The organism is Streptococcus sp. V940 (genome assembly GCF_054353495.1).
This window is the reverse complement of sequence record NZ_JBTHHZ010000001.1, coordinates 468,468-489,209: the sequence shown is the minus strand read 5'-3', so window position 1 is coordinate 489,209 and position 20,742 is coordinate 468,468. Positions and strand designations below refer to the sequence as shown.

General features: G+C 38.5%; 21 protein-coding genes. 1 reads left to right on the top strand and 20 read right to left on the bottom strand.

Annotated features, from left to right (window positions below):
* Positions 1–3: 3 nt before the first annotated feature.
* The 18 genes from ACXYSM_RS02555 to ACXYSM_RS02470 form a co-directional block, all read right to left on the bottom strand.
* Positions 4–741, bottom strand: a complete 738-nt coding sequence (locus ACXYSM_RS02555; protein ID WP_458634248.1) for an acyl-ACP thioesterase domain-containing protein — start codon at positions 739–741, stop codon at positions 4–6.
* A gap of 4 nt (positions 742–745) precedes the next feature.
* Positions 746–1,876, bottom strand: a complete 1,131-nt coding sequence (gene hemW, locus ACXYSM_RS02550; RefSeq protein WP_458634247.1) for a radical SAM family heme chaperone HemW — start codon at positions 1,874–1,876, stop codon at positions 746–748.
* 85 nt (positions 1,877–1,961) lie between these two features.
* Positions 1,962–2,357 (bottom strand): YtxH domain-containing protein, encoded by a 396-nt coding sequence (locus ACXYSM_RS02545; RefSeq protein WP_414266877.1) that lies wholly within the window; start codon positions 2,355–2,357, stop codon positions 1,962–1,964.
* A gap of 14 nt (positions 2,358–2,371) precedes the next feature.
* A complete protein-coding gene (locus ACXYSM_RS02540) occupies positions 2,372–2,755 on the bottom strand; it encodes a DUF948 domain-containing protein (protein WP_024053556.1) in 384 nt (127 codons plus the stop codon).
* Position 2,756: 1 nt separating this feature from the next.
* Entirely contained in the window at positions 2,757–3,545 is a 789-nt protein-coding gene (gene lgt, locus ACXYSM_RS02535; RefSeq protein ID WP_458634246.1) for a prolipoprotein diacylglyceryl transferase, read from the bottom strand.
* On the bottom strand, positions 3,538–4,473 hold the full coding sequence (gene hprK / locus ACXYSM_RS02530; protein WP_458634245.1) for an HPr(Ser) kinase/phosphatase: 936 nt from the start codon (positions 4,471–4,473) through the stop codon (positions 3,538–3,540). The genes lgt and hprK overlap by 8 nt, the downstream gene beginning before the upstream one ends.
* 179 nt (positions 4,474–4,652) lie before the next feature.
* Positions 4,653–6,587, bottom strand: a complete 1,935-nt coding sequence (locus tag ACXYSM_RS02525; RefSeq protein ID WP_458634244.1) for an LPXTG cell wall anchor domain-containing protein — start codon at positions 6,585–6,587, stop codon at positions 4,653–4,655.
* Between the two features lie 245 nt (positions 6,588–6,832).
* Positions 6,833–7,516 carry a hypothetical protein gene (locus ACXYSM_RS02520; protein WP_458634243.1) on the bottom strand — a complete coding sequence of 228 codons (684 nt, stop codon included), beginning with the start codon at positions 7,514–7,516 and terminating at the stop codon, positions 6,833–6,835.
* 18 nt (positions 7,517–7,534) lie between these two features.
* Entirely contained in the window at positions 7,535–7,801 is a 267-nt protein-coding gene (locus ACXYSM_RS02515; RefSeq protein WP_458634242.1) for a hypothetical protein, read from the bottom strand.
* A 66-nt stretch (positions 7,802–7,867) separates the two neighbouring features.
* Positions 7,868–8,044 (bottom strand): 30S ribosomal protein S21, encoded by a 177-nt coding sequence (rpsU, locus tag ACXYSM_RS02510; RefSeq protein WP_000048054.1) that lies wholly within the window; start codon positions 8,042–8,044, stop codon positions 7,868–7,870.
* Between the two features lie 149 nt (positions 8,045–8,193).
* A complete protein-coding gene (locus tag ACXYSM_RS02505; protein WP_458634241.1) occupies positions 8,194–9,900 on the bottom strand; it encodes an Ig-like domain-containing protein in 1,707 nt (568 codons plus the stop codon).
* Between the two features lie 278 nt (positions 9,901–10,178).
* The gene (locus ACXYSM_RS02500; RefSeq protein WP_458634240.1) at positions 10,179–10,886 is read right to left on the bottom strand and encodes a glucosamine-6-phosphate deaminase; all 708 of its coding nucleotides are present in this window, start codon (positions 10,884–10,886) and stop codon (positions 10,179–10,181) included.
* A 201-nt stretch (positions 10,887–11,087) separates the two neighbouring features.
* On the bottom strand, positions 11,088–14,264 hold the full coding sequence (gene carB / locus ACXYSM_RS02495; RefSeq protein WP_458634239.1) for a carbamoyl-phosphate synthase large subunit: 3,177 nt from the start codon (positions 14,262–14,264) through the stop codon (positions 11,088–11,090).
* A 447-nt stretch (positions 14,265–14,711) separates the two neighbouring features.
* Complete coding sequence (locus tag ACXYSM_RS02490) at positions 14,712–15,791, bottom strand: carbamoyl phosphate synthase small subunit (protein ID WP_458634238.1); 1,080 nt, start codon at positions 15,789–15,791, stop codon at positions 14,712–14,714.
* 49 nt (positions 15,792–15,840) lie between these two features.
* On the bottom strand, positions 15,841–16,764 hold the full coding sequence (locus ACXYSM_RS02485; protein ID WP_458634237.1) for an aspartate carbamoyltransferase catalytic subunit: 924 nt from the start codon (positions 16,762–16,764) through the stop codon (positions 15,841–15,843).
* Between the two features lie 17 nt (positions 16,765–16,781).
* On the bottom strand, positions 16,782–17,303 hold the full coding sequence (pyrR, locus tag ACXYSM_RS02480; protein ID WP_004252509.1) for a bifunctional pyr operon transcriptional regulator/uracil phosphoribosyltransferase PyrR: 522 nt from the start codon (positions 17,301–17,303) through the stop codon (positions 16,782–16,784).
* A gap of 209 nt (positions 17,304–17,512) precedes the next feature.
* Positions 17,513–18,142 carry an endonuclease III gene (nth, locus tag ACXYSM_RS02475; RefSeq protein WP_458634236.1) on the bottom strand — a complete coding sequence of 210 codons (630 nt, stop codon included), beginning with the start codon at positions 18,140–18,142 and terminating at the stop codon, positions 17,513–17,515.
* Positions 18,143–18,685 carry a YceD family protein gene (locus ACXYSM_RS02470; RefSeq protein ID WP_458634235.1) on the bottom strand — a complete coding sequence of 181 codons (543 nt, stop codon included), beginning with the start codon at positions 18,683–18,685 and terminating at the stop codon, positions 18,143–18,145.
* 168 nt (positions 18,686–18,853) lie between these two features.
* On the opposite strand from ACXYSM_RS02470, the gene ACXYSM_RS02465 reads away from it, so the two are divergent.
* On the top strand, positions 18,854–19,183 hold the full coding sequence (locus tag ACXYSM_RS02465; RefSeq protein WP_458634234.1) for a helicase BlpT: 330 nt from the start codon (positions 18,854–18,856) through the stop codon (positions 19,181–19,183).
* Between the two features lie 63 nt (positions 19,184–19,246).
* Here the strand turns inward: ACXYSM_RS02465 and htpX are convergent, their stop codons facing one another.
* Together htpX and ACXYSM_RS02455 are read right to left on the bottom strand one after the other, a co-directional pair.
* The gene (gene htpX, locus ACXYSM_RS02460; RefSeq protein WP_458634233.1) at positions 19,247–20,146 is read right to left on the bottom strand and encodes a zinc metalloprotease HtpX; all 900 of its coding nucleotides are present in this window, start codon (positions 20,144–20,146) and stop codon (positions 19,247–19,249) included.
* A 1-nt stretch (position 20,147) separates the two neighbouring features.
* Positions 20,148–20,708 (bottom strand): LemA family protein, encoded by a 561-nt coding sequence (locus ACXYSM_RS02455; RefSeq protein ID WP_458634695.1) that lies wholly within the window; start codon positions 20,706–20,708, stop codon positions 20,148–20,150.
* Positions 20,709–20,742 lie beyond the last annotated feature (34 nt).

Genomic DNA, 20,742 nt, shown 5'->3' with positions numbered 1-20,742 from the left:
TTTCTAATCTGTGTTAATTTCTTGCCAAATTATCTTTGCCTGAGCATTGATGTCGCCATCACTTGTGACCTGGTGATTGCTTTCTAGTTGATTCAATTCGTAACTAGAAGTAATCATACCACCTGGTCGAACTTCCTTAACATACTTGAGGTTGATTTTTTTAGGAATATGATTGGTTAGGAAATCTGCCCCCATGACCTCAAAAATCCAGTCTAGGTATTTGCTGTTATTGACGTGGCCATTCATATCCAAGTCGTAAAAACGAACATGGTAATCTTTACTAATCGCATTTTCCATCTCTGCATATTTTGGCCCACGAAGGAGTTTCTTAGAAGACTCAGACTGATAAGGGGCGACAATTTCTGGAACTACAGGATGAACCTTCCGACTCTCACGATCCATAAGGACAAAGGTGGCTACCATGTGAATAATTTCTTGACCAGCTTCATCATAAATAGTAAATCGGCGGTAGCAAAATAGACGATTGTATGTCAAGGCCTCTGTTTCGATGGTAATTTCCTCAGCAAATTGAGGTAAACGTACAACATCGATATCATAATCAGTGATAATCCAGACTAGATTATACTGTTCTAAAACATCCTTGTCACTCACTCCCAGCTCAATTGACTGCATCCCTGATACCTGAAGGGACAACAAGATAACATCTGGCAACTTGATATGGCCATTCATATCAGCCATATCAAAAGGAATTTTCATCTTCATTTGATAAGTTAAGCCCATAATTCTACTCCAATATAAATCGTTCTGCTACTGTATCTCCTAAAAAGAGACCTTTTTTTGTCATTCGTATTTGTTGACCTTCTACTTGTAAAAGACCTTGATGACATAAATCTCTTACAACTTGACCATATAAATTGTCAAAAGATGTGCCAAATTTTTCTTCGAATCTTGCTTTTGAAACTCCTGTCTTCTTACGAAGGCCAAGGAACATCTCTTCTTCCATTTGTTCCCTTAGACTCAGGTGTTCCTCATTGATGCGAGAATTGCCTTCTTCTACTGCCTTTAGATAATGGCGGATAGGCCCATGGTTTTTATAGCGAACACCGTTTACATAGCCAGACGCACCTGCACCTATACCATAATACTCAGCATTATCCCAGTACATAAGATTGTGACGACTTTCAAAGCCAGGTTTTGAAAAATTTGAAATTTCATAATGCTCAAAACCAGCACGCTCTAATTCAGCAATGATATATTCGAACATTTCAGCTTCTACTTCTTCTTTAGGAAGTGGTAATTTCCCACGACGCATACGATTCATAAAGACTGTATGGTTTTCCAAAATCAAGCTATAGAGACTCATGTGGGGAATATCCAAAGCGATGGCCTTTGCAACATTGTCCTTGACCTGGCCCATAGTCTGACCAGGAAGAGCGTAAATCAAGTCAATGGAAATATTATCAAATCCTGCTAACTTGAGACGATCTATATTTTCATAGATATCTTTCTCCAAATGACTACGACCAATTTTTTTCAGCATTTTGTCATCAAAGGTTTGGACACCCAATGAAACACGGTTGACTGCTGAATTTTTCAAAACTGCAATCTTATCCTCATCCAAATCACCAGGATTAGCCTCAATGGTTAATTCTTCTAAGACTGACAAATCTAAGTTTTTAGTCAATCCATCCAGAAGCACCTCTAACTGTGGCGCAGACAAGGCTGTCGGTGTCCCTCCCCCAATATAGAGAGTACGCAACTTCTGAATGTCATAAGAATGAAATTCTTGCAGTAGATGTTCTAGATAGCTGTCTACTGGTTGATTTTTAATAAAGACCTTAGAAAAGTCACAATAATAACAGATTTGTGTGCAAAATGGAATGTGCACATAAGCTGATGTCGGTTTCTTCTGCATAGTATTTATTATACCACAAAGACCTCACTCAAGAAAAAAATCACCATCTCCGACTCTAAGGGAATCAAAAATGGTGATTTCTATTTTAATCTTCTTCGATTTCGATGATGATTTCTTGACCGTCTTCTGGGTCTTCAACAACTACTTTTTCTTCCAATTGTTCCTTGAGACTGTTTAAGGTCTCTTTTGAAGCTTCAGTCGCTTGTTGAGCTAAAGATTTAGATTTTTCAAGAACTGAATCCAAAGTAATTTCGCCTGATTCTACTTGTTCTTTTGTCTTTAGAACGAAATCTCTGGTTTGTTCTTTGACTTCTGTCAATTTTTCGATTGCTTGTTCCTTAGCATATTCTGGATCTTCTCTCAGATCTTCAATAAAGTCTTGTGCCTGACTAGTAACACGTTTCCCTTTTTCACTTGTTAGAAACAAGGCAACAGCCACACCTGAAACAGTTCCTAAAAGGATTGATGATAATTTACCCATGAGTTATCTCCTTTTTATTTTTTAAAAAATTTACTTGCAATACGAACGGCAGATAAGCCTGCACTAGTCTTTAATGTTTTTGAACCTGCAGATGATGCTTTTTTACTCAAGACACGAGCCTGCTCATTTAAATCAGAAACAGAAACAGAAAGGTCTGCAACTGCTGTAAAGAGTGGATCAATGGTTGCAACTTTGATATTGATGTCATCAGCAAGAACATTGACCTTGGCAAGAAGTTCGTTTGTGTGATGTAGAGTAACATTTACATCTGAAGTTAGCGTTTTAACAGTATTTTCTGTTTCATCAATTACACGTCCAACTTTTTGAAGCGTAATAATCAAATAAACAATAAATACAATCAAGGCAATAGCCACAATAATATAAGCAACTTCTAACATTTTAATTCTCCTTTTTTACATTATAAAATGGTGCTTTTTTCCGATTTTGATAAACGATAATATAAATACCAAGTCCAATTAATAGAACAGACAACCACTGAGATACTCGAAGTCCAAAGAACATGAGACTATCTGTACGCATTCCCTCAATAATCATACGTCCAAAACCATACCAAATTAAGTAAAAGGCTGTGATATGACCACGACGAATGCCATTTAATCGGCGTCTAAAAATAATAATTAAAGCAAACCCAATCAGATTCCAGATAGATTCGTACAGGAAGGTTGGTTGTCGATATGAGCCATCAATATACATCTGATTCTTAATAAAACCAGGTAAATAATCAAGGTTTTCTACAACTGCACCGTAAGCTTCTTGGTTAAAGAAGTTCCCCCAACGTCCTAGACTCTGAGCAATCAAGACACTTGGTGCTGCAATATCTAAGAAATCCCAGGTATTGATTAATTTACGGTCTGCGAAAATATAGAGTACAATCGCTCCGGTAATTAGACCGCCGTAAATCGCAAGACCACCATTCCAGACAGCAAATATCTCCCCTAAATGTTGGCTATAATAGTCAAATTTAAAAATAACATAGTAAAGTCTCGCGCCGATGATTGACAAAGGGAAAGCCACTAAGATAAAGTCCAGAATATCTTCTGATAAGATTTTCTTTTTAGGAGCTTCTTTACTTGCCAAATATACCGCTAAGATAAGACCGGAAACGATACAAAGTGCATACCATCTAATGGCAAATGGACCTATTTGAAAAGCAACTGGATCAATCATTTTGCACCTCGTTCTTTTCAATTAATTTCGTCAATCTTTCTTCAAACAGACGCGTCGCATCAAAGCCCATGTCTTTTGCACGATAATTCATAGCTGCCGCCTCGATAACAACAGAAATATTGCGCCCTGTTTTAACTGGGATGCGGATACGTGGAATGGTAACTCCAGAAACTTCTAGTTCTTCAGCATTATTCCCTAAGCGATCAAAGGTCTTATGTGTATCATAATTTTCCAAATAAACAGCTAGCTGAACTTGTGAAGAATCCTTAACTGCACTGGCACCGTATAGACTCATGACATCGATGATCCCTACTCCACGAATTTCGATCAGATGTTTCAAGATTTCAGCAGGTTCACCCCAGAGAGTCATTTCATCCTTAGAATAGATATCTACCCGATCGTCTGCTACCAAACGGTGACCACGTTTAACTAGTTCTAAACCTGTCTCACTCTTACCGATTCCACTATCACCTTGAATCAAAACACCCATACCATAGATATCCATTAGGACACCGTGTACACTAGTACGTTCTGCTAAGCGGGAGTCCAGATAACTAGACAGTTCTCCAGAAAGACGACTTGTAGCTGTGCGACTTGTTAAAATTGCGATTTTACATTCTCTAGCTGCCTTTAACATTTCCTCAGGAACAACTAGACCACGCGCAACAATAACTGCAGGTGTTTCTGGTAGGAACATTTTTTTCAAGACATCGTAACGATTTTGAGAAGGCATAGAAACTAGGTAAGACCATTCCTTCATACCCAACAATTGAATACGCTCTGGAGTATAGTAATCAAAATAGCCTGTCATTTCAAGACCAGGTCGCGTTATATCTGCAGTATTAATTTCCTTTTCAAGTAATTCAGGCTCCCCATAGACAATGTCTAATCTAAGCTTATCAATTACTTCTTTGACTAAAACCGACATATATTTCTCCTTAAATCGAGTTCTCTTACTATTATATCAGATTGTAGGAAGAAGTTTGTATTTTTTACCGTATTTACGCTATTAATTTATCTGATGACATTTGAACGATACAAAAAAGGATTAAACAACAAATTGTTGTCTAATCCTTCTGACTATTATTTCATAATAGATAGTGCGCTTTAGTTATCTTGTTTCTTTAATCCCAAGACTCCAAGACCAGCTACCAAGAGTGCTACACCAGTTGCAAACAATGATTCTTTAGAACCAGTATTTGGCAATTCCTTTTTAGGTTCAGATGTTGTAGACGTAGTTTCAGGTCTTGTTTCTTCAGTTGTTTTACCTGAAGGAGTTTCTTCACTTGATTTACCTGGAGTTGTCTCAACTGTTGTAGTAGTGGTAGTTGATTCTTCTGTTGTTGTTGTAGTTGTTGTTGGCTCTACTGTCGTTGTGGTTGTTGAAGTAGTCGTTGGCTCTTCTGTTGTTGTCGTTGTTGAAGTAGTCGTTGGCTCTCCTGTTGTTGTCGTTGTTGAAGTAGTCGTTGGCTCTCCTGTTGTTGTCGTTGTTGAAGTAGTCGTTGGCTCTTCTGTTGTTGTCGTTGTTGAAGTAGTCGTTGGCTCTTCTGTTGTTGTCGTTGTTGAAGTAGTCGTAGTACTAGTTGTTGTTGTCGTGGTAGTTGTAGTCGTAGTACTAGTTGTTGTTGTCGTAGTTTGTTCTACTTTTTTATACCAGTGGATACGATTTCCTTCACGGTCTTTTTCTGTTTTTACAAACTCATATCCATCAATAGTAGCTGGATCTTTCCAACCCTTATCCTGTGGTTTAAGATTTTCTTTTGTATCGATATCTTTGTAGTCTGTGACAAGCGTATCAAGAACTAATTGTGCACCTGCAGAGTCATTAATGATACGGTAAATATAGATACCCTTTGAATTTTTCCCATCAATAGTTGCCGTAGCTACTTTCGAAAGATCATATTGCATTTTTTCAAGATCAATCTTAGATTTATCAATGATATTAATACGGTTTTGACCAACACCGAAGAATACACCTAATTCTTTTGGAACATCTCCTGAAATCATTTCAAACGTGATTTTCTTATCTGTAATAGAAGTGACTTTGAATGTTGGCTCAACACCTGTTGGGAATACATATGCGCCATATTCATTGACTTCATATGTACTATATACAGGCAAGATAAATCTTGAAGTAAATGTATCTCCTACTTTAAGTGCAGTATCACCACTTGTTTTCCACTCTATACCTGAAGCATCATTGAATTCTAACTCAACAGTTGAACCAACTTTCATACCTTCACTTCCACGAACTTGGAATTGTGTAGTCGTTTCATATGATCCATCAGCCTTGAATTTAATCGTATTTCCAGAAGGTGTGAAGTTGATTGAATTTGTCTCAGTAGCAAATTGTTCTACTTTCGGAATATCAACTGTACTTGTCACAGAAGAAGATCCCACTTTAATCACTTGGTTTAAAGTGTAGTCTTTATTTGCGATTACAGCTCCATTATAAGCGTTATCTGATGTAATTTGGAACTTGACTTGTTTCAATACATCTGGTTTTTCAGCTTCGATAGCTTTCGTAAATGTAATTTTTAATGTCGAGCGTGTTGATTCCAATTCAGCTTGTCGCATTTGAGCTGTATCGTTTGAACCTTGACGTGCTTTATTGACGTTTTCAAACGAAACAATTGAAATTTTACCAATTGTCTTACCTTCGTAAGTGACATCCTTGCCATTTAATTGATTTAAGATAGCGACGTTTTCTAATGTAACTGTAACATAGTCTCCTTCTTTCACATCATCTTCTGTAAGTGAAAAAGAAAGGTCTACATCTGTATAGTATTCATAATATTTAATATCATGGTTTTTAATAGTACCAGTCACTTCTGCAGCTACTTCTCTTGCTTCACGTGCAGGAGTTTCTGTAGTTGTTACAGCTTCACCAGTAGTTGTTGCTTCAGCATTTGTTGTAGAAATTTGCTCAGCTGTCGTTGTTTCTTCAGCAGTGATGATTTCTTGACTTTGAAGAGCGGCCAAAAGCACACCTGTAGACAATAAAGTGATTAATAATTTACCAAACCTTTTCTGGTTTTTCATCCCTATTTACCTCCGTGTAAAATTACACTATTTTATTACAATTTTACTACATTTTTCTTTAAAATTCAATTGAAATGATGATTGTTTTTATATTTCAAATAATTTATTGTATAACTTCTACAATTTTTTGAACAACGAATCAATTTAGACCGATCTGAATTTGACAAGTGTGGGTGAACATCTATTTCTTAGTTATTACTTTCTATTTCTTAGTAACCAAGTCATTTATTTAGAAAATAAGACAATCATGAATTCAATACTTTAGCCAAATCAACGGCAAATCGATCAACATCTATTCCCAAATTCCTTCCTGATTTTTCTATGTGAATTCTCGGAAGTTCATTTTTTAGTATTTTGTTTGCATCAGCCATATCTTGTGGATAGATATAGAACTGTTGTCCTTGTGGAAACTGATTGTGAACTTGCCATTTTTCAAATTCATGCAGAAAAGTCTTATGAGATGGCATACTAACCTCTTCAAACATGGAATCATCAAAATATTTCACCAAGCGATAAAGACCATGAACTTCATCAGCGAAGCATTTATCTATTTTCTCAAAGGGATAACCCCGTCTCTGATAAGCTAGGCATAAGTTTTGTAAGTTTTGGCTTATCCCAGCTGCGTCTTTTCTTGCCAAGTTTATAAAGTATCGAACAGAAAATTCTTCCATACCTGTTCGTTTTTTCTTGTCTAGAAACTGTTGTGCCAATATGATAGACTCTGATAATCTGTCTTCATCCTGATAATAAATAGCGTGCAAAAGATTGATGACATTTTGGGGATAATAGGTTCCTTTCAGTAAAGGCAAGTCTTTGGGTATATAGGATGAAATGACTGAAAAATCGTTACATGCAAAAGAGGTAAATAAGCCCCTTAAAATACCATTAGTATAGATTGTTCCACTTGCAAGCAAACCACCTCTAATCAATTCTTCTCTTCCTGTTTGCTACAGAGCATTATTTAATTGTTTGTAATCTCCGTCTAAAAAAGCTATATAGTATGCAAAATACTTGATATCATCTAGCAATAAGCTACTATACAACTTTGTCCTTAAAACATCATCGGACAATACTTTCGAATCCTTCAAATACTTTTGAAAAATCCTCTGATTAGACTCTTCAAATTCCTGCCAGTTTATAGGAGTTGAATAATAACCCCAATCCTTAAAGCGTTTTTCGCGCATCTTTTGATATTCTTTTATATACTCTTTCATAAGTTCATCCTATCTCTAAACAGTGTGCAAAAAAAAAGACTAGACAAGCCTAGCCTTTCATTTCAATTAGAATTTTTTACGTTTACGAGCTGCTTCTGATTTACGTTTACGTTTTACAGAAGGTTTTTCATAGAATTCACGTTTGCGTGTTTCTTGAAGAGTACCAGCTTTAGTAACCGCACGTTTGAAACGACGAAGTGCATCGTCAAGAGATTCATTCTTACGTACTACTGTTTTAGACATTTTTTTCACTCCCTTCAAGTTCAAGATCTATTCTATTTTACATGGAATGATATAAATTGTCAAGAAAAAATAGTGTAATCTATTCATTTCATTCATAAAAAAGAGGACATTAGAGCTCTCTTTTAAAAATTATAGTTGTTCTAAATCAATTATTTAGAAGAATTCTTTTTCAGAATTAGAGCACTCGCAAACATCACAACACCTGCAATAACTAGTGCTAAACTAGTAGACTCCCCAGTATTTGGAAGTTTTGGTTTTTCCTCAGTTGTAGTCGTACCAGGAACATCTGGTTTTGCAGTTGTTGTCGTTGTTGAAGTAGTCGTTGGCTCTTCTGTCGTTGTCGTTGTTGAAGTAGTCGTTGGCTCTTCTGTTGTTGTCGTTGTTGAAGTAGTCGTTGGCTCTTCTGTCGTTGTTGTCGTTGAAGTAGTCGTTGGCTCTTCTGTCGTTGTTGTTGAAGTAGTCGTTGGCTCTTCTGTCGTTGTCGTTGTTGAAGTAGTCGTTGGCTCTTCTGTTGTTGTCGTTGTTGAAGTAGTCGTTGGCTCTTCTGTTGTTGTCGTTGTTGAAGTAGTTGTGGTTTGTTCTTTTGGATTGACAATTGTTTTCGTAACTGACTTATCTGCTCCAAAATCTGTTGCATTTACTTCTGTATCTGCAGCATTCATAACATAACCTTTTGGTGCTTCAACCTCTGTGAGAATATACTTATCTTTTAAAAGACCAGTTACTGTAATTTTTCCTTCAGCATCTGTAATGTATTCTCCAATAACTTGATTATTAGCTTGTCGTACGACTTTAAACTTAGCACCAGCTACTGGTTGATTTTCATCATCAACTTTATGAATATTAATCGTAAATACGTATCCAACCCCAGAACCACCTGCTACTTGAACGACAGTGGATTGCTCAACATATTTGATAGCCTTTCCTTTACCTTTTAGGACAGCATCATTATTTAATACTTCTCCGTCTGCCGGTGAATAATTGGCTTGAACATTATATTCAATGCGGTATTGGTCATTTTCTGTGATATCACCAAGTTCAATAACAAATGACTGACCATCTTCACTTACTGTAACAGTATGTTGGTCTGTTACATCTGTTCTATCAGTAAATTCCCAAAGACCATTGACATACTCAAACTTACCTTTGATCACTCGAATGCTATCTTTGATATAAGTTGCGTTAGAAAACTTCAATGTATCTTCTACTGTAGCATCTTGAAGACTTTCCTTAGTACGGTTGATTGAAATGGTATATGAAAGAGTCTTTTGATCCTCACTACTTACCCATCCTGTTTTAGAAAGCAACACAGGATTTCCATCTCCAACACCAGTGAAGTTAACTTTTCCAACTACTTGTGTTTTCCCATTAATCGTTACCTCGACAGGGATTTCTCCTTCTTCAGGGTGTTTTTGGAAATCTACTCGAGTATAGACATAGAAAGAACCTTTGGTATCAGAGTGTTTTTCAACATAATCAGTATAGGTTAAGACGATATGTTTTTTTGTTTCATCAATTTTAGCATTTGCGATTACTTCGTTTGTATTTTCATCACGAATCTCGAAATTTTCTGATTCTATATAAAGTAATTCTGATAAATCTACAACAGTTGTGTCCCCAGCCTTAACATCTTTATCAGTTAAGTCATAATTTGCATTTAGCCTGAATGTAATCCATTGTTGCAAATCTTCATCAAGATTACCACCTTTATCATTCGTAATATTGAGTGAAGTAATTGTGTCAACAGTCTTGCCACTGGTTGTATTTTCTGCAAAAGCTTTGCTCAAGCTAAGAGAAAATATAACAGTAAATACGAAAATCATAAACGAAAAAAATGTAATTTTTTTCTTATTCACCTTAAATTGTCTCCTTAAATTTAATTGTTTAACAGTAAACGAATTCAGTATACCAGTATTTTTTATTAAAGTCTAGTTTTAATCATAAAATAATTTGAAATGTGATTACAAAATAATTGTTTTATATATTTATTGTATCCTAAAAACGTTTTTGTGTTATTTATACTTTTTATTTCCTGTCATGTCCTGCAATTATTTTTTGTTTTTTACTTACTACAGTTTAAAAAAAGCCATCCAAACTAATTGTTTGAATAGCACAAATGATAGAATGATATCTTTTAATTTTTTAATAGGCTTAGTGCTCCAGCATCCGCAATAATAGTTACATCCGGATGGTTTTGCAAACTACTTGCTGGAAGACTTTCAGTAATAGGACCTTCAACAGTTCCAGCGATAGCTTCTGCTTTTGATTCACCATAAGCAAAGAGCAGAATTGATTTAGCATCAAGAATATTTTTAATTCCCATTGAGATAGCTTGTGTTGGTACATCTTCAATCTTATCAAAGAAGCGAGCATTTGCTTCAATAGTAGACTGATCAAGATCTACAAGATGGGTTTGACTATCAAATGGAGTTCCTGGTTCATTAAAGCCAATATGACCGTTACGACCAATTCCCAAAATTTGCAAATCGACTGGATGATCAGCAAGAATTTGATTATAGCGTTCTACTTCTTCTTCAGCATTGTCTTTGACACCACGAGGTAAAAAGCTTTCTTTAAACGGCTTTTTATTGAAGAGATTTTCTTGCATAAAGTATCGATAAGATTGTGGGTTATCGCCATCAAGTCCTACGTATTCGTCCAAGTTTACACTAGTAAGATTTGAAAAATCAAGGTCACTCTTAACGATTTCCCCATAAAATTCCAGTGGACTGCTACCAGTCGCAAGCCCTAATGTTTGAGCACCGTTTGCTAACTTTTCTTTTAAAATTTCAAAAGCTACTTTTCCGCCTTCTTCAGGATTTTTCACTTGAATAACTTTCATAATTGTTCCTCCATATTTCTTTATTTTATTATATGGTATAGACCAATTTTTGTCAAGTGAAAACGGTTTAATATTTTAAATTTTATAGTATAAGAAAATAACATTTTTAAAAATTTCAATTACATAATAATGGATATGAAAATCGTAAGAATATTTTCATTCTAATAAAAAATGATTCCCTTACGAGAATCATTTTTTTATTTAGATGGCTTCTGTAACAAAACTTCTGCTTTCTAATACTTTTAACATGGCATCTGCTGTGTCTAGAGCTGTAAAGAGAGGAACTCCATGTTCAATTGCTGAACGTCTGATTTGCTCACCATCTTCATCAGCTGTTCGTTTGGTACCAACTGTGTTAATGATTGCTTGAATTTTTCCTTTGCGAACGTAGCTTGGGATATCATGTTCATCATCACCAATCTTACCAACGAGTTGAGCCTTCAATCCATGACTTGCAAAGAAGTCTGCTGTTCCTTCAGTTGCAAGGATTCCGTAGCCAATATTTTGGAAACGACGAGCTAAATCCAAGGCTTCTTCTTTTGCATCGTCTGCGATAGTAAATACAACATTCCCAAAGGTTGGCAAGTGTAGATAAGAAGCTTCAAAGGCCTTGTAGAGAGCTTTTTCAAGGGTAGTATCTGATCCCATAACTTCCCCTGTTGACTTCATTTCAGGGCCAAGAAGGCTGTCTACCTTAGCTAGCTTGGTAAAGGAGAAGACTGGTGCCTTGATATGAACGCGACTGCTTTCTGGGTAAAGTCCATCTTGGTAACCAAGTTCTTCAAGAGTTTGACCGAGAATCAACTTAGTCGCTACCTGTGCCATAGGGATATTGGTTACTTTTGAAAGGAATGGAACAGTACGGCTAGCACGAGGGTTTACTTCAATGACGTATACTTTCTCATCCTTGATAACAAACTGAATGTTCATCATCCCAAGACAGTTGAGGCCGATTGCAAGGCGTTTGGTGTAGTCTGCGATCGTTTCTTGTACCTTTTGTGACAAGGTTTGAGGAGGATAAACCGCCATGGAGTCACCTGAGTGGACACCAGCGCGTTCGATATGCTCCATTATACCAGGGATGAGGACATTTTGTCCGTCTGAAATAGCATCGACTTCACACTCTTGTCCGACGATATAAGAGTCAACAAGAACAGGATGGTCTGGACTTGCCTTAACCGCAGTACGCATGTAAGAACGAAGATCATCTTCATTCTCAACGATTTCCATAGCACGTCCACCCAAAACATATGAAGGGCGAACGAGAACTGGGAAACCAATTTTACGTGCAGCAAGTACTGCTTCTTCTTCATTGGTTGCTGTTTGTCCAGGAGGTTGTGGAATATCCAAGTCTTTGAGGGCTTGTTCGAAGAGGTCACGGTCTTCTGCACGGTCCAAGTCAGCAACTTGAGTACCAAGGATAGTCACACCAGCTTTTGCTAGAGGTTCAGCAAGGTTGATAGCTGTTTGACCACCAAACTGAACAATGACACCCTTTGGTTGCTCCAAATCAATGACATTCATCACATCTTCAAAAGTCAAGGGCTCAAAGTAAAGTTTGTCTGATACAGAGAAGTCTGTAGAAACGGTCTCTGGGTTTGAGTTCATGATGATAGCTTCGTAGCCAGCTGCTTGAATTGCTTTTACTGAGTGAACAGTCGCATAGTCAAACTCAACCCCTTGACCGATACGGATTGGACCTGAACCTAAAACTAGAACAGATTCCTTATCAGACTTGATCGATTCATTTTCCCAACCGTATGTTGAGTAGAAGTATGGAGTTTCTGATTCAAATTCTGCGGCACATGTATCGACCATCTTGTAAACTGGGACAATCTTGTTTTCTAAACGAAGTTGGCGAACTTGACCAGCTGTAGTTCTCCAAAGTTCTGCGATTTTACGATCTGAGAAACCATTGAGTTTTGCTGTTTTCAAGACATCGATATTTTGAGGATGAAAACCAAGTTCTTGTTCAATCTCAAAAATATGCAAGAGTTTATCAAGATAGAAGATATCAATCTTAGTCAGGTCAGCAATCTCTTCTGGTGTGTAACCACGACGAATAGCTTCTGATACGTAGAAGAGACGGTCATCTTGAGCCTTGACAACTTTTTCAATCAAGTCATCATCTGAAACATCTGCAAGCTCAGGCATTTCATTATGGTGGACACCAATTTCTAGAGAGCGACAAGCTTTAAGGAGAGATTCCTCGATGTTTCGACCGATGGCCATAACTTCTCCAGTCGCCTTCATCTGGGTACCAAGACGACGTTCCCCTTTTTCAAACTTGTCAAATGGGAAACGTGGAATCTTAGCCACTACATAGTCAAGGGCTGGTTCAAACATAGCATAGGTTGAACCTGTAACTGGGTTAATAACTTCATCTAGAGTCAAGCCTACTGCAATCTTAGCAGCCAACTTGGCGATTGGGTAACCTGTTGCTTTAGAAGCAAGGGCAGAAGAACGAGATACACGAGGATTTACTTCGATGACATAGTACTTAAAACTGTGTGGATCAAGCGCAAGCTGAACGTTACATCCGCCTTCAATCTTGAGAGCGCGGATAATGCTCAAACTAGCATCACGAAGCATTTGGTTTTCATAATCGGACATGGTTTGCGCAGGGGCAAATACGATAGAGTCCCCTGTGTGAATCCCAACAGGGTCAAAGTTTTCCATGTTACAAACAACAAGGGCATTGTCAGCTGAGTCACGCATGACTTCATACTCAATTTCCTTGAAACCGGCAATAGAACGTTCAATCAAACACTGGGTAACTGGTGATAACTTCAACCCATTTTCAGCAATTTCACGCAGTTCTTCCTCGTTGGCACACATACCACCACCAGTACCACCTAGAGTGAAGGCTGGGCGAACGATAACTGGGTAGCCAATAGTTGCTGCAAAGGCAACTGCTTCCTCTACTGTGTTGACAATTTCTGATTCTGGAATTGGTTGCTTGAGTTCTTCCATCAATTGTTTAAAGAGATCGCGGTCCTCCGCTTGGTCGATGGCAGACAATTTAGTCCCGAGAAGTTCTACTCCGAGCTCATCTAAGATACCATTTTTAGACAATTCCATGGCCATATTAAGCCCTGTTTGACCTCCAAGAGTTGGAAGCAAGGCATCTGGACGTTCCTTACGGAGAATACGAGTCACAAACTCAAGTGTAATCGGTTCGATGTAGACCTTGTCTGCAATCTCCTTATCCGTCATGATGGTTGCAGGATTTGAGTTAACCAAAACAACCTCATACCCCTCTTCTTTCAAAGACAAGCAGGCCTGGGTTCCAGCATAGTCAAACTCAGCAGCCTGACCAATAATAATCGGACCAGAACCAATCACCATAATTTTTTGAATATCAGTACGTTTAGGCATTTATAAGATATTAAGGGCGTCAAGCGGACAAAGCTAAAATAGAAGTTATGACGAAGAACTATCAGTTCTAGGAATAACTATCTTTTTAGCAATGTCCGTAGCCCGTATTCAGTTCAGCAAATACGGATTGCCCTTCTCCTTTCTATTCGTCGCCTCACTGAGCGACATTAAATAAATTCTCCGACGATTTCTTAGCGAAACGATTCTATTCGGTAAAAAATCTAGTGCAGGGAGTTTTTAGTTCGCCTAATAGCGACTAAAAGAAACGACCTGCCTTTCTATTCGTCGCCTCACAGAGCGACATTAAATAAGATACAAAGGACGATAAGAAAGCGACTGAGTTTTAGGAAACCATAGAAGGATTTCTATCCTTGTTGGTTTATCTAAATTCCGAGCTTTCCGTCCGTGTTCAATTCCATAAATTCTCCGACGATTTCTCACTCGTCTTTAATTTGCTTGTTTGAAAGCTTCCATCATCTCGATGAACTCATCAAATAGATAACTTGCATCATGTGGCCCAGGAGCTGCGTCTGGGTGGAATTGCACAGAGAAACCTGGTAGATATCTGTGACGTACGCCTTCAACTGACTTGTCATTGATTTCTTCGTGGGTAATGATTAAGTGCTCTGGTAAATCCTCACGGCTAACTGCATAACCATGATTTTGACTTGTGAAGTCCACGCGCCCAGTTGCAATTTCACGAACAGCATGGTTAAAGCCACGGTGACCAAACTTCATTTTGTATGTCTTAGCACCATTTGCCATCGCAAAGAGCTGGTGCCCCATACAGATACCAAAGATTGGAATTTTCCCGAGAATACCTCGGATCATCTCAAGAGCTTCTGGTACATCTTCTGGATTCCCAGGACCATTTGACAACATAACTCCGTCAGGGTTTAAATGCAAGATTTCCTCAGCCGTAGTTGTGTATGGAACTACAGTCACATTGCAATCACGTTTAGATAGCTCTCGTAAAATAGAGTGTTTAAGGCCGAAGTCTACTAAAACAACGCTCAAACCAACACCTGGAGCCGGATAAGCAGTCTTTGTAGAAACTTGTCTGATATTATCAGTCGGTAAGACAGTTGCTTGAAGTTGATCTGCAATGTGATCCATACTATCGCCAGCATGTGTTAGAGTCGCTCTCATGGTACCATGTTTACGAATAATCTTTGTAAGAGCTCGAGTGTCAATGCCTGAAATTCCAGGAATTTTCTTAGCCTTCAAGAATTCGTCCAGCGTCATTTGGTTACGCCAGTTGCTGGCTCTACGTGCCTCTTCGAAAACTACAACTCCCTTACAAGTAGGACTAATAGACTCGTAGTCGTCACGGTTAATCCCATAATTTCCTACTAGTGGATATGTGAAGGTCAAGATCTGTCCATTATAAGACTGGTCTGTAATGGATTCTTGATATCCTGTCATCCCTGTGTTAAAGACGATTTCCCCTGTTACATCAATATCTGCACCGAAGGCCTTACCTTCAAAAACTGTGCCATCTTCTAAAACTAGAAGTCGTTTTGTCATATTTTCACCTCTCGTGGACGCTCACTGGCGTCTTTTAACGTTTTGTGTCTTATTTGGCTTTTCTACTTGCCAATACGGATTCTAAGATTGCCATTCGAACAAAGACTCCATTAGTCATTTGTTGAACAATGCGTGATTTTGGAGCCTCAACCAAGTGATCAGCGATTTCCACATCCCGATTAACTGGAGCCGGATGCATAATGATTGCTTCTTCTTTTAAGCGATTATAGCGCTCTTGGTTCAAGCCATGTTGAGCGTGATACTCTTCTTTTGAGAAGACTGCTCCACTTTCGTGGCGTTCATGTTGAACTCGAAGCAACATCAGTACATCCACCTGGTCAACAATCTCATCAATGCTTACAAACTGACCATAGTCTGCAAACTCTTGACTTCTCCATTCCTCAGGTCCTGCAAAGTAAAGTTCAGCACCTAAGCGTTTCAAAATCTGCATATTGGACTTGGCAACACGTGAATGGTCCAAGTCACCAGCAATCGCAACCTTGAGCCCTTCAAAACGGCCAAATTCTTCGTAGATTGTCATCAAATCAAGCAGACTCTGACTAGGATGTTGCCCTGAGCCATCACCACCATTGATAATAGATGTCGTAATGGTTGGGCTCGCAATCAATTCCCTGTAGTAATCAACCTCTGGGTGTCGAATAACACAGATATCCACACCAAGCGCAGACAGGGTCAGGATTGTATCATAGAGTGTCTCACCCTTGTTCACTGAACTTGTCTTTACATCAAAGTCAAGTCGTTCCAGCCCCAGTTTAATCTCTGCAACTTCGAAAGATTTATGCGTTCTTGTCGAATTTTCAAAGAAAAGGTTGGAAACAATGGGATGGTCTTCGTAGGGCAACTGGGCTCCATTTTTAAACTCAATCCCTCGTTTAATCAATTTTATAACCTGATCTACAGTGAGATCTTCCATGGACACCACATGTTTGATTGCTTGTTGATTTTCTGACATAGCTACTCCTTTAGCTTTTAAGCTTCTTCAGTAATCAAAACTCTATCTTGGCCATCAAGTTCTGTCATCTCAACGATGATTTCTTCAGAACGACTAGTTGGAATATTTTTCCCAACGTAATCTGGACGAATTGGCAATTCTCTGTGTCCACGGTCAACTAATACTGCAAGACTTACACGGGCAGGGCGACCATGTCCGACAATGTTATCGATAGCGGCACGAATTGTACGACCTGTGTAAAGAACATCATCCACCAAGATAACTTCGCGGTCTGTCACATCAACAGAAATCAAGGAAGTATCTTCACCACTTTTGACATCGTCACGGTAAGGTTTGGTATCTAATTCTACAACGGGAACAGAGATGTTTTCCAATTGTTCCAAGCGCTCTTGGATGCGGTGAGCGATAAAGACACCACGTGTTTTAATTCCCGCTAAAATGATTTTGTTCAAATCTTTGTTGCGTTCGATAATTTCATAAGTGATACGCGTAATTGCTCGCTTGACGGTTAATTCGTCTACAACTTCTTTTGTCTTCATGACAAACCTCCAAAAAGAAAAGTCTCCTTAGACAAGGAGACTTGAGAATGTATCATTAAGCGAGCCATACTGGAAACAGCATAGACTTACCCTTCTACTTTATCGAGCTCCTTGCCTGCCTCACGGGACAGGTTTAAAGGAATATTTTATTGTTCTTACTATATCACAAAGCCCAGTTCAAAGCAAGTAAAAACATTCAATGTTTGACCTTATAATGAACTAAAATCATACAATTGTGGATAGTGTTCGCATTCTGGATTTTTCGGATGACAGATAGCACGACCAAAGTAAATCATGGCCTGGTGGGCTGCTAACCATTCTTCTGGTGGCAGAACGTCCATAACACGTTTTTCTACTTCAAGTGGAGTTGCTGATTTTTTAACAATATCATGGTGTTTGCAAATGCGCTCCACATGGGTATCAACCGCAAAAGCTGGAATTCCAAAGCCCACACTCATAACTACATTAGCTGTTTTACGCCCAACTCCCGCCAAACTTTCTAATTCTTCTCTAGTCTGAGGAACTTGACCATCAAAATCTTCTAATAATTGTTGAGCACATTTTTTAAGAAATTTTGCTTTATTTCGATACAGACCTAAACGAGAAATGTGTTTTGCAATGTCCTTCTCACTGGCGTCCGCCATGGCTTGAGGCGTAGGGAAGGCTTCAAAAAGAGCTGGAGTCGCCTTGTTTACTGCCGCATCTGTCGTCTGAGCAGACAACATAACTGCAACTAAGAGTTCAAAATGATTGCGAAAATCTAGACTAGGTTTTGCATCTGGAAAAAGAGCTATGATTTCCTCAATGACATGACGGGCACGTTTCTTGGATAAAACCATCTATTCGTCTCCATCAAACAGCCCTTGTAAACCTGCAAAAGGACTACTTTCTTCTTTTTTGACTGCTTGTTTAGCTTGATATTCTTCCTCAGTCATGATTTGCCATTCATTTCCAGAAACAAATCCCTGACCTGCTTCTTCTTCTGCCGTTAAGACCTTGATTGGGATATTTAGCAAGATATTGTCCGAAACACTTTCAGCCAGGTCGATTTCCCCATTTTCTATAGGTAAAACCAAGTCATCATCTAGAACTTCTTGGTCCAGTTGATTGGTAGCACCTTCCATAAAGACTTCTGTCACTGGATAAGACTCTGCTAACTCAACAGGTTCCATACTACGACTAGAAGCAAGTACGATGGTATAAGACAGTTGATAATCTAAGAAATACATACGGTCTTCATACTGTACTTTCCCAACCGCTAGAATATCTTTTACGTCTAAAATTTCTTGGTTACGCTCACGTAAGTCAGCTGACAAGTCTAGAGGTTGCTCAAAATACAAACCCTCAGGCTGCTTACGAACTTCTTGAATATTTAATTTCATACTTCCTCCATAAAGATTTACTCACTTGATTATACCATGAAAGGAGGTCAAGTAAAGCCTCTAAACTTTTAAAACATCTTTCTGTGTTTTTTGATATATTTATTATGACAAATTTATTTTTTGTGCTATACTATAGGCATCAATACATGAGCAAAGGAGGACGCTCATATGGAAGACAAAGCTCTTTTAACAGAAGCCTATCAACTCGTTACAGAATTAAACCAAACAATACAAAGCTGTAAACAGGGACTACCAGATGACCTACGCTTACAGCAAAATATAGACGAAATTCTCAGAGCACTTAAAAAAACTGAGAAACTAGATAACGCCATCTTAATTGAGCTGGAAGCCTTTTACCAACGTACTAGTCTTTTGATTGGACTCGGTAGCTTAAAACTAAACGACCAGGCTCGCACTGCTTGGCGAAACTATGATAAGTTCCACTACGATCACGTTAAACATACGCTGACGCTTTATGGACCTGTTTTCGGTCTTTAAAAAGTACAATCTCGTGCACTAAACTCATAAAAGAAACATCCAGAGAAAACCTCTGGATGTTTTTTACATATGTTTCAAACGCTCAATCCGTTCTGAAATGGGTGGATGCGTGTAAAATAGTTTTTTCAAGAAACCTGGTTTTTGAGGGTCATTGATATAAAGTGCACTACTAGCATCATCCACATGGTGAGTCATTGGTTGACTATTTTCTAGCTTAAGGAGGGCATTGATCATCCCTTGAGGATTGCGTGTTAATTCCACGCTTGAAGCATCTGCTAGAAATTCTCGTTGGCGAGAAATGGCTAACTGTACCAAAGTTGCTGCAAGAGGTGCCAAAACTATGGCTAGGAGAGAAATAACTAACATAATCACTTCAAGTCCTCCACTGTCACGGTCACTATTTCTTCTACTACGGGATGCACCTCCCCACCACATCATACGACCAGCCATACTCGATAAAAGTGTAATGGCACTGGCAAGAGCAACAGCAATCGTAGAGATTCGAATATCCAAGTTGCGTATGTGACTCACTTCATGGCCGATTACAGCTTCTAACTCCTCACGGTTCATAATATCTAGAAGCCCTGAAGTTACTGCTACAGCCGCATTTTGAGGATTTGAACCTGTTGCGAATGCATTTAAACCTGGGTCATCAATCACATAAACACGAGGCATAGGAATTTGGGCTACCATGGCCATATCTTCCACAACATGATAAAGAACTGGTTCTTCATTCCTGTCAACTTCACGCGCACCATTCATGCTCATGACGATCTCTGTAGATTGAAAAATCATCGTCAAGGCATAGATGAAGCCAATAATCATAGCTATCGTCACGCCCCCAAATCCTGAGTTCATGAACAGAAATCCAAACGCATAACCAACTATGGCTAACAAAAGAAAGAAAACAATTAATAGAAGCCAAGTTTTACGTTTATTACTAGCGATTTGTTTGTACAACATCTTAATCACCTAAACCACTAAAATCAACTTTAGGAACAGCCTTTTCTTCTTCAGGAGTTTGAAGGAAATCAGCTGCTTTAAAGCCAAATATAGCCGCAATCAGATTACTAGGGAAGGTTTCTAATTTAAGATTGTAGTTGCTAACGACGCTATTATAGAGCTGACGTGCATAAGAAATTTTATTTTCTGTGTTAGTCAATTCTTCTTGTAATTGTGCAAAGTTACTGCTAGCCTTCAAATCAGGGTAGTTCTCTGCAACCGCAAAGATACCTGATACTTGACGAGTCAGTGCATCACTAGCCTTCATAGCTTCTGCGGGTGTGGTTGCTGCTGCCACTTGTCTACGAAGTTCTGTTACTTTTTCAAGTGTAGAACTTTCATATTTTGCGTAGCCTTTAACCGTTTCAATCAAGTTTGGTAAGAGGTCATTTCGACGCTTCAACTGAACATCAATCTGACTCCAAGCTTCCTTGGTCTGCATACGATTTCTCACCAATTTATTATAGCAGTCAATCACCAAGAAAATAAATAGAGCAAGAACTCCAAAAAACATCCATTGCATCATAAAGCTCCTTTCTGCTTTTAGATTAGTACAA

Bases quoted from the DNA above. Each gene is read 5' to 3' on its own strand.
- carB (WP_458634239.1), bottom strand. From the start codon at position 14,264: ATGCCTAAACGTACTGATATTCAAAAAATTATGGTGATTGGTTCTGGT.
- ACXYSM_RS02525 (WP_458634244.1), bottom strand. From the start codon at position 6,587: ATGAAAAACCAGAAAAGGTTTGGTAAATTATTAATCACTTTATTGTCT.
- hprK (WP_458634245.1), bottom strand. From the start codon at position 4,473: ATGTCGGTTTTAGTCAAAGAAGTAATTGATAAGCTTAGATTAGACATT.
- nth (WP_458634236.1), bottom strand. From the start codon at position 18,142: ATGGTTTTATCCAAGAAACGTGCCCGTCATGTCATTGAGGAAATCATA.
- ACXYSM_RS02500 (WP_458634240.1), bottom strand. From the start codon at position 10,886: ATGAAAGTTATTCAAGTGAAAAATCCTGAAGAAGGCGGAAAAGTAGCT.
- pyrR (WP_004252509.1), bottom strand. From the start codon at position 17,303: ATGAAGACAAAAGAAGTTGTAGACGAATTAACCGTCAAGCGAGCAATT.
- lgt (WP_458634246.1), bottom strand. From the start codon at position 3,545: ATGATTGATCCAGTTGCTTTTCAAATAGGTCCATTTGCCATTAGATGG.
- hemW (WP_458634247.1), bottom strand. From the start codon at position 1,876: ATGCAGAAGAAACCGACATCAGCTTATGTGCACATTCCATTTTGCACA.
- ACXYSM_RS02490 (WP_458634238.1), bottom strand. From the start codon at position 15,791: ATGACAAAACGACTTCTAGTTTTAGAAGATGGCACAGTTTTTGAAGGT.
- rpsU (WP_000048054.1), bottom strand. From the start codon at position 8,044: ATGTCTAAAACAGTAGTACGTAAGAATGAATCTCTTGACGATGCACTT.
- ACXYSM_RS02455 (WP_458634695.1), bottom strand. From the start codon at position 20,708: ATGCAATGGATGTTTTTTGGAGTTCTTGCTCTATTTATTTTCTTGGTG.
- ACXYSM_RS02485 (WP_458634237.1), bottom strand. From the start codon at position 16,764: ATGTCAGAAAATCAACAAGCAATCAAACATGTGGTGTCCATGGAAGAT.
- ACXYSM_RS02545 (WP_414266877.1), bottom strand. From the start codon at position 2,357: ATGGGTAAATTATCATCAATCCTTTTAGGAACTGTTTCAGGTGTGGCT.
- ACXYSM_RS02540 (WP_024053556.1), bottom strand. From the start codon at position 2,755: ATGTTAGAAGTTGCTTATATTATTGTGGCTATTGCCTTGATTGTATTT.
- ACXYSM_RS02515 (WP_458634242.1), bottom strand. From the start codon at position 7,801: ATGAAAGAGTATATAAAAGAATATCAAAAGATGCGCGAAAAACGCTTT.
- ACXYSM_RS02465 (WP_458634234.1), top strand. From the start codon at position 18,854: ATGGAAGACAAAGCTCTTTTAACAGAAGCCTATCAACTCGTTACAGAA.
- ACXYSM_RS02470 (WP_458634235.1), bottom strand. From the start codon at position 18,685: ATGAAATTAAATATTCAAGAAGTTCGTAAGCAGCCTGAGGGTTTGTAT.
- htpX (WP_458634233.1), bottom strand. From the start codon at position 20,146: ATGTTGTACAAACAAATCGCTAGTAATAAACGTAAAACTTGGCTTCTA.
- ACXYSM_RS02555 (WP_458634248.1), bottom strand. From the start codon at position 741: ATGGGCTTAACTTATCAAATGAAGATGAAAATTCCTTTTGATATGGCT.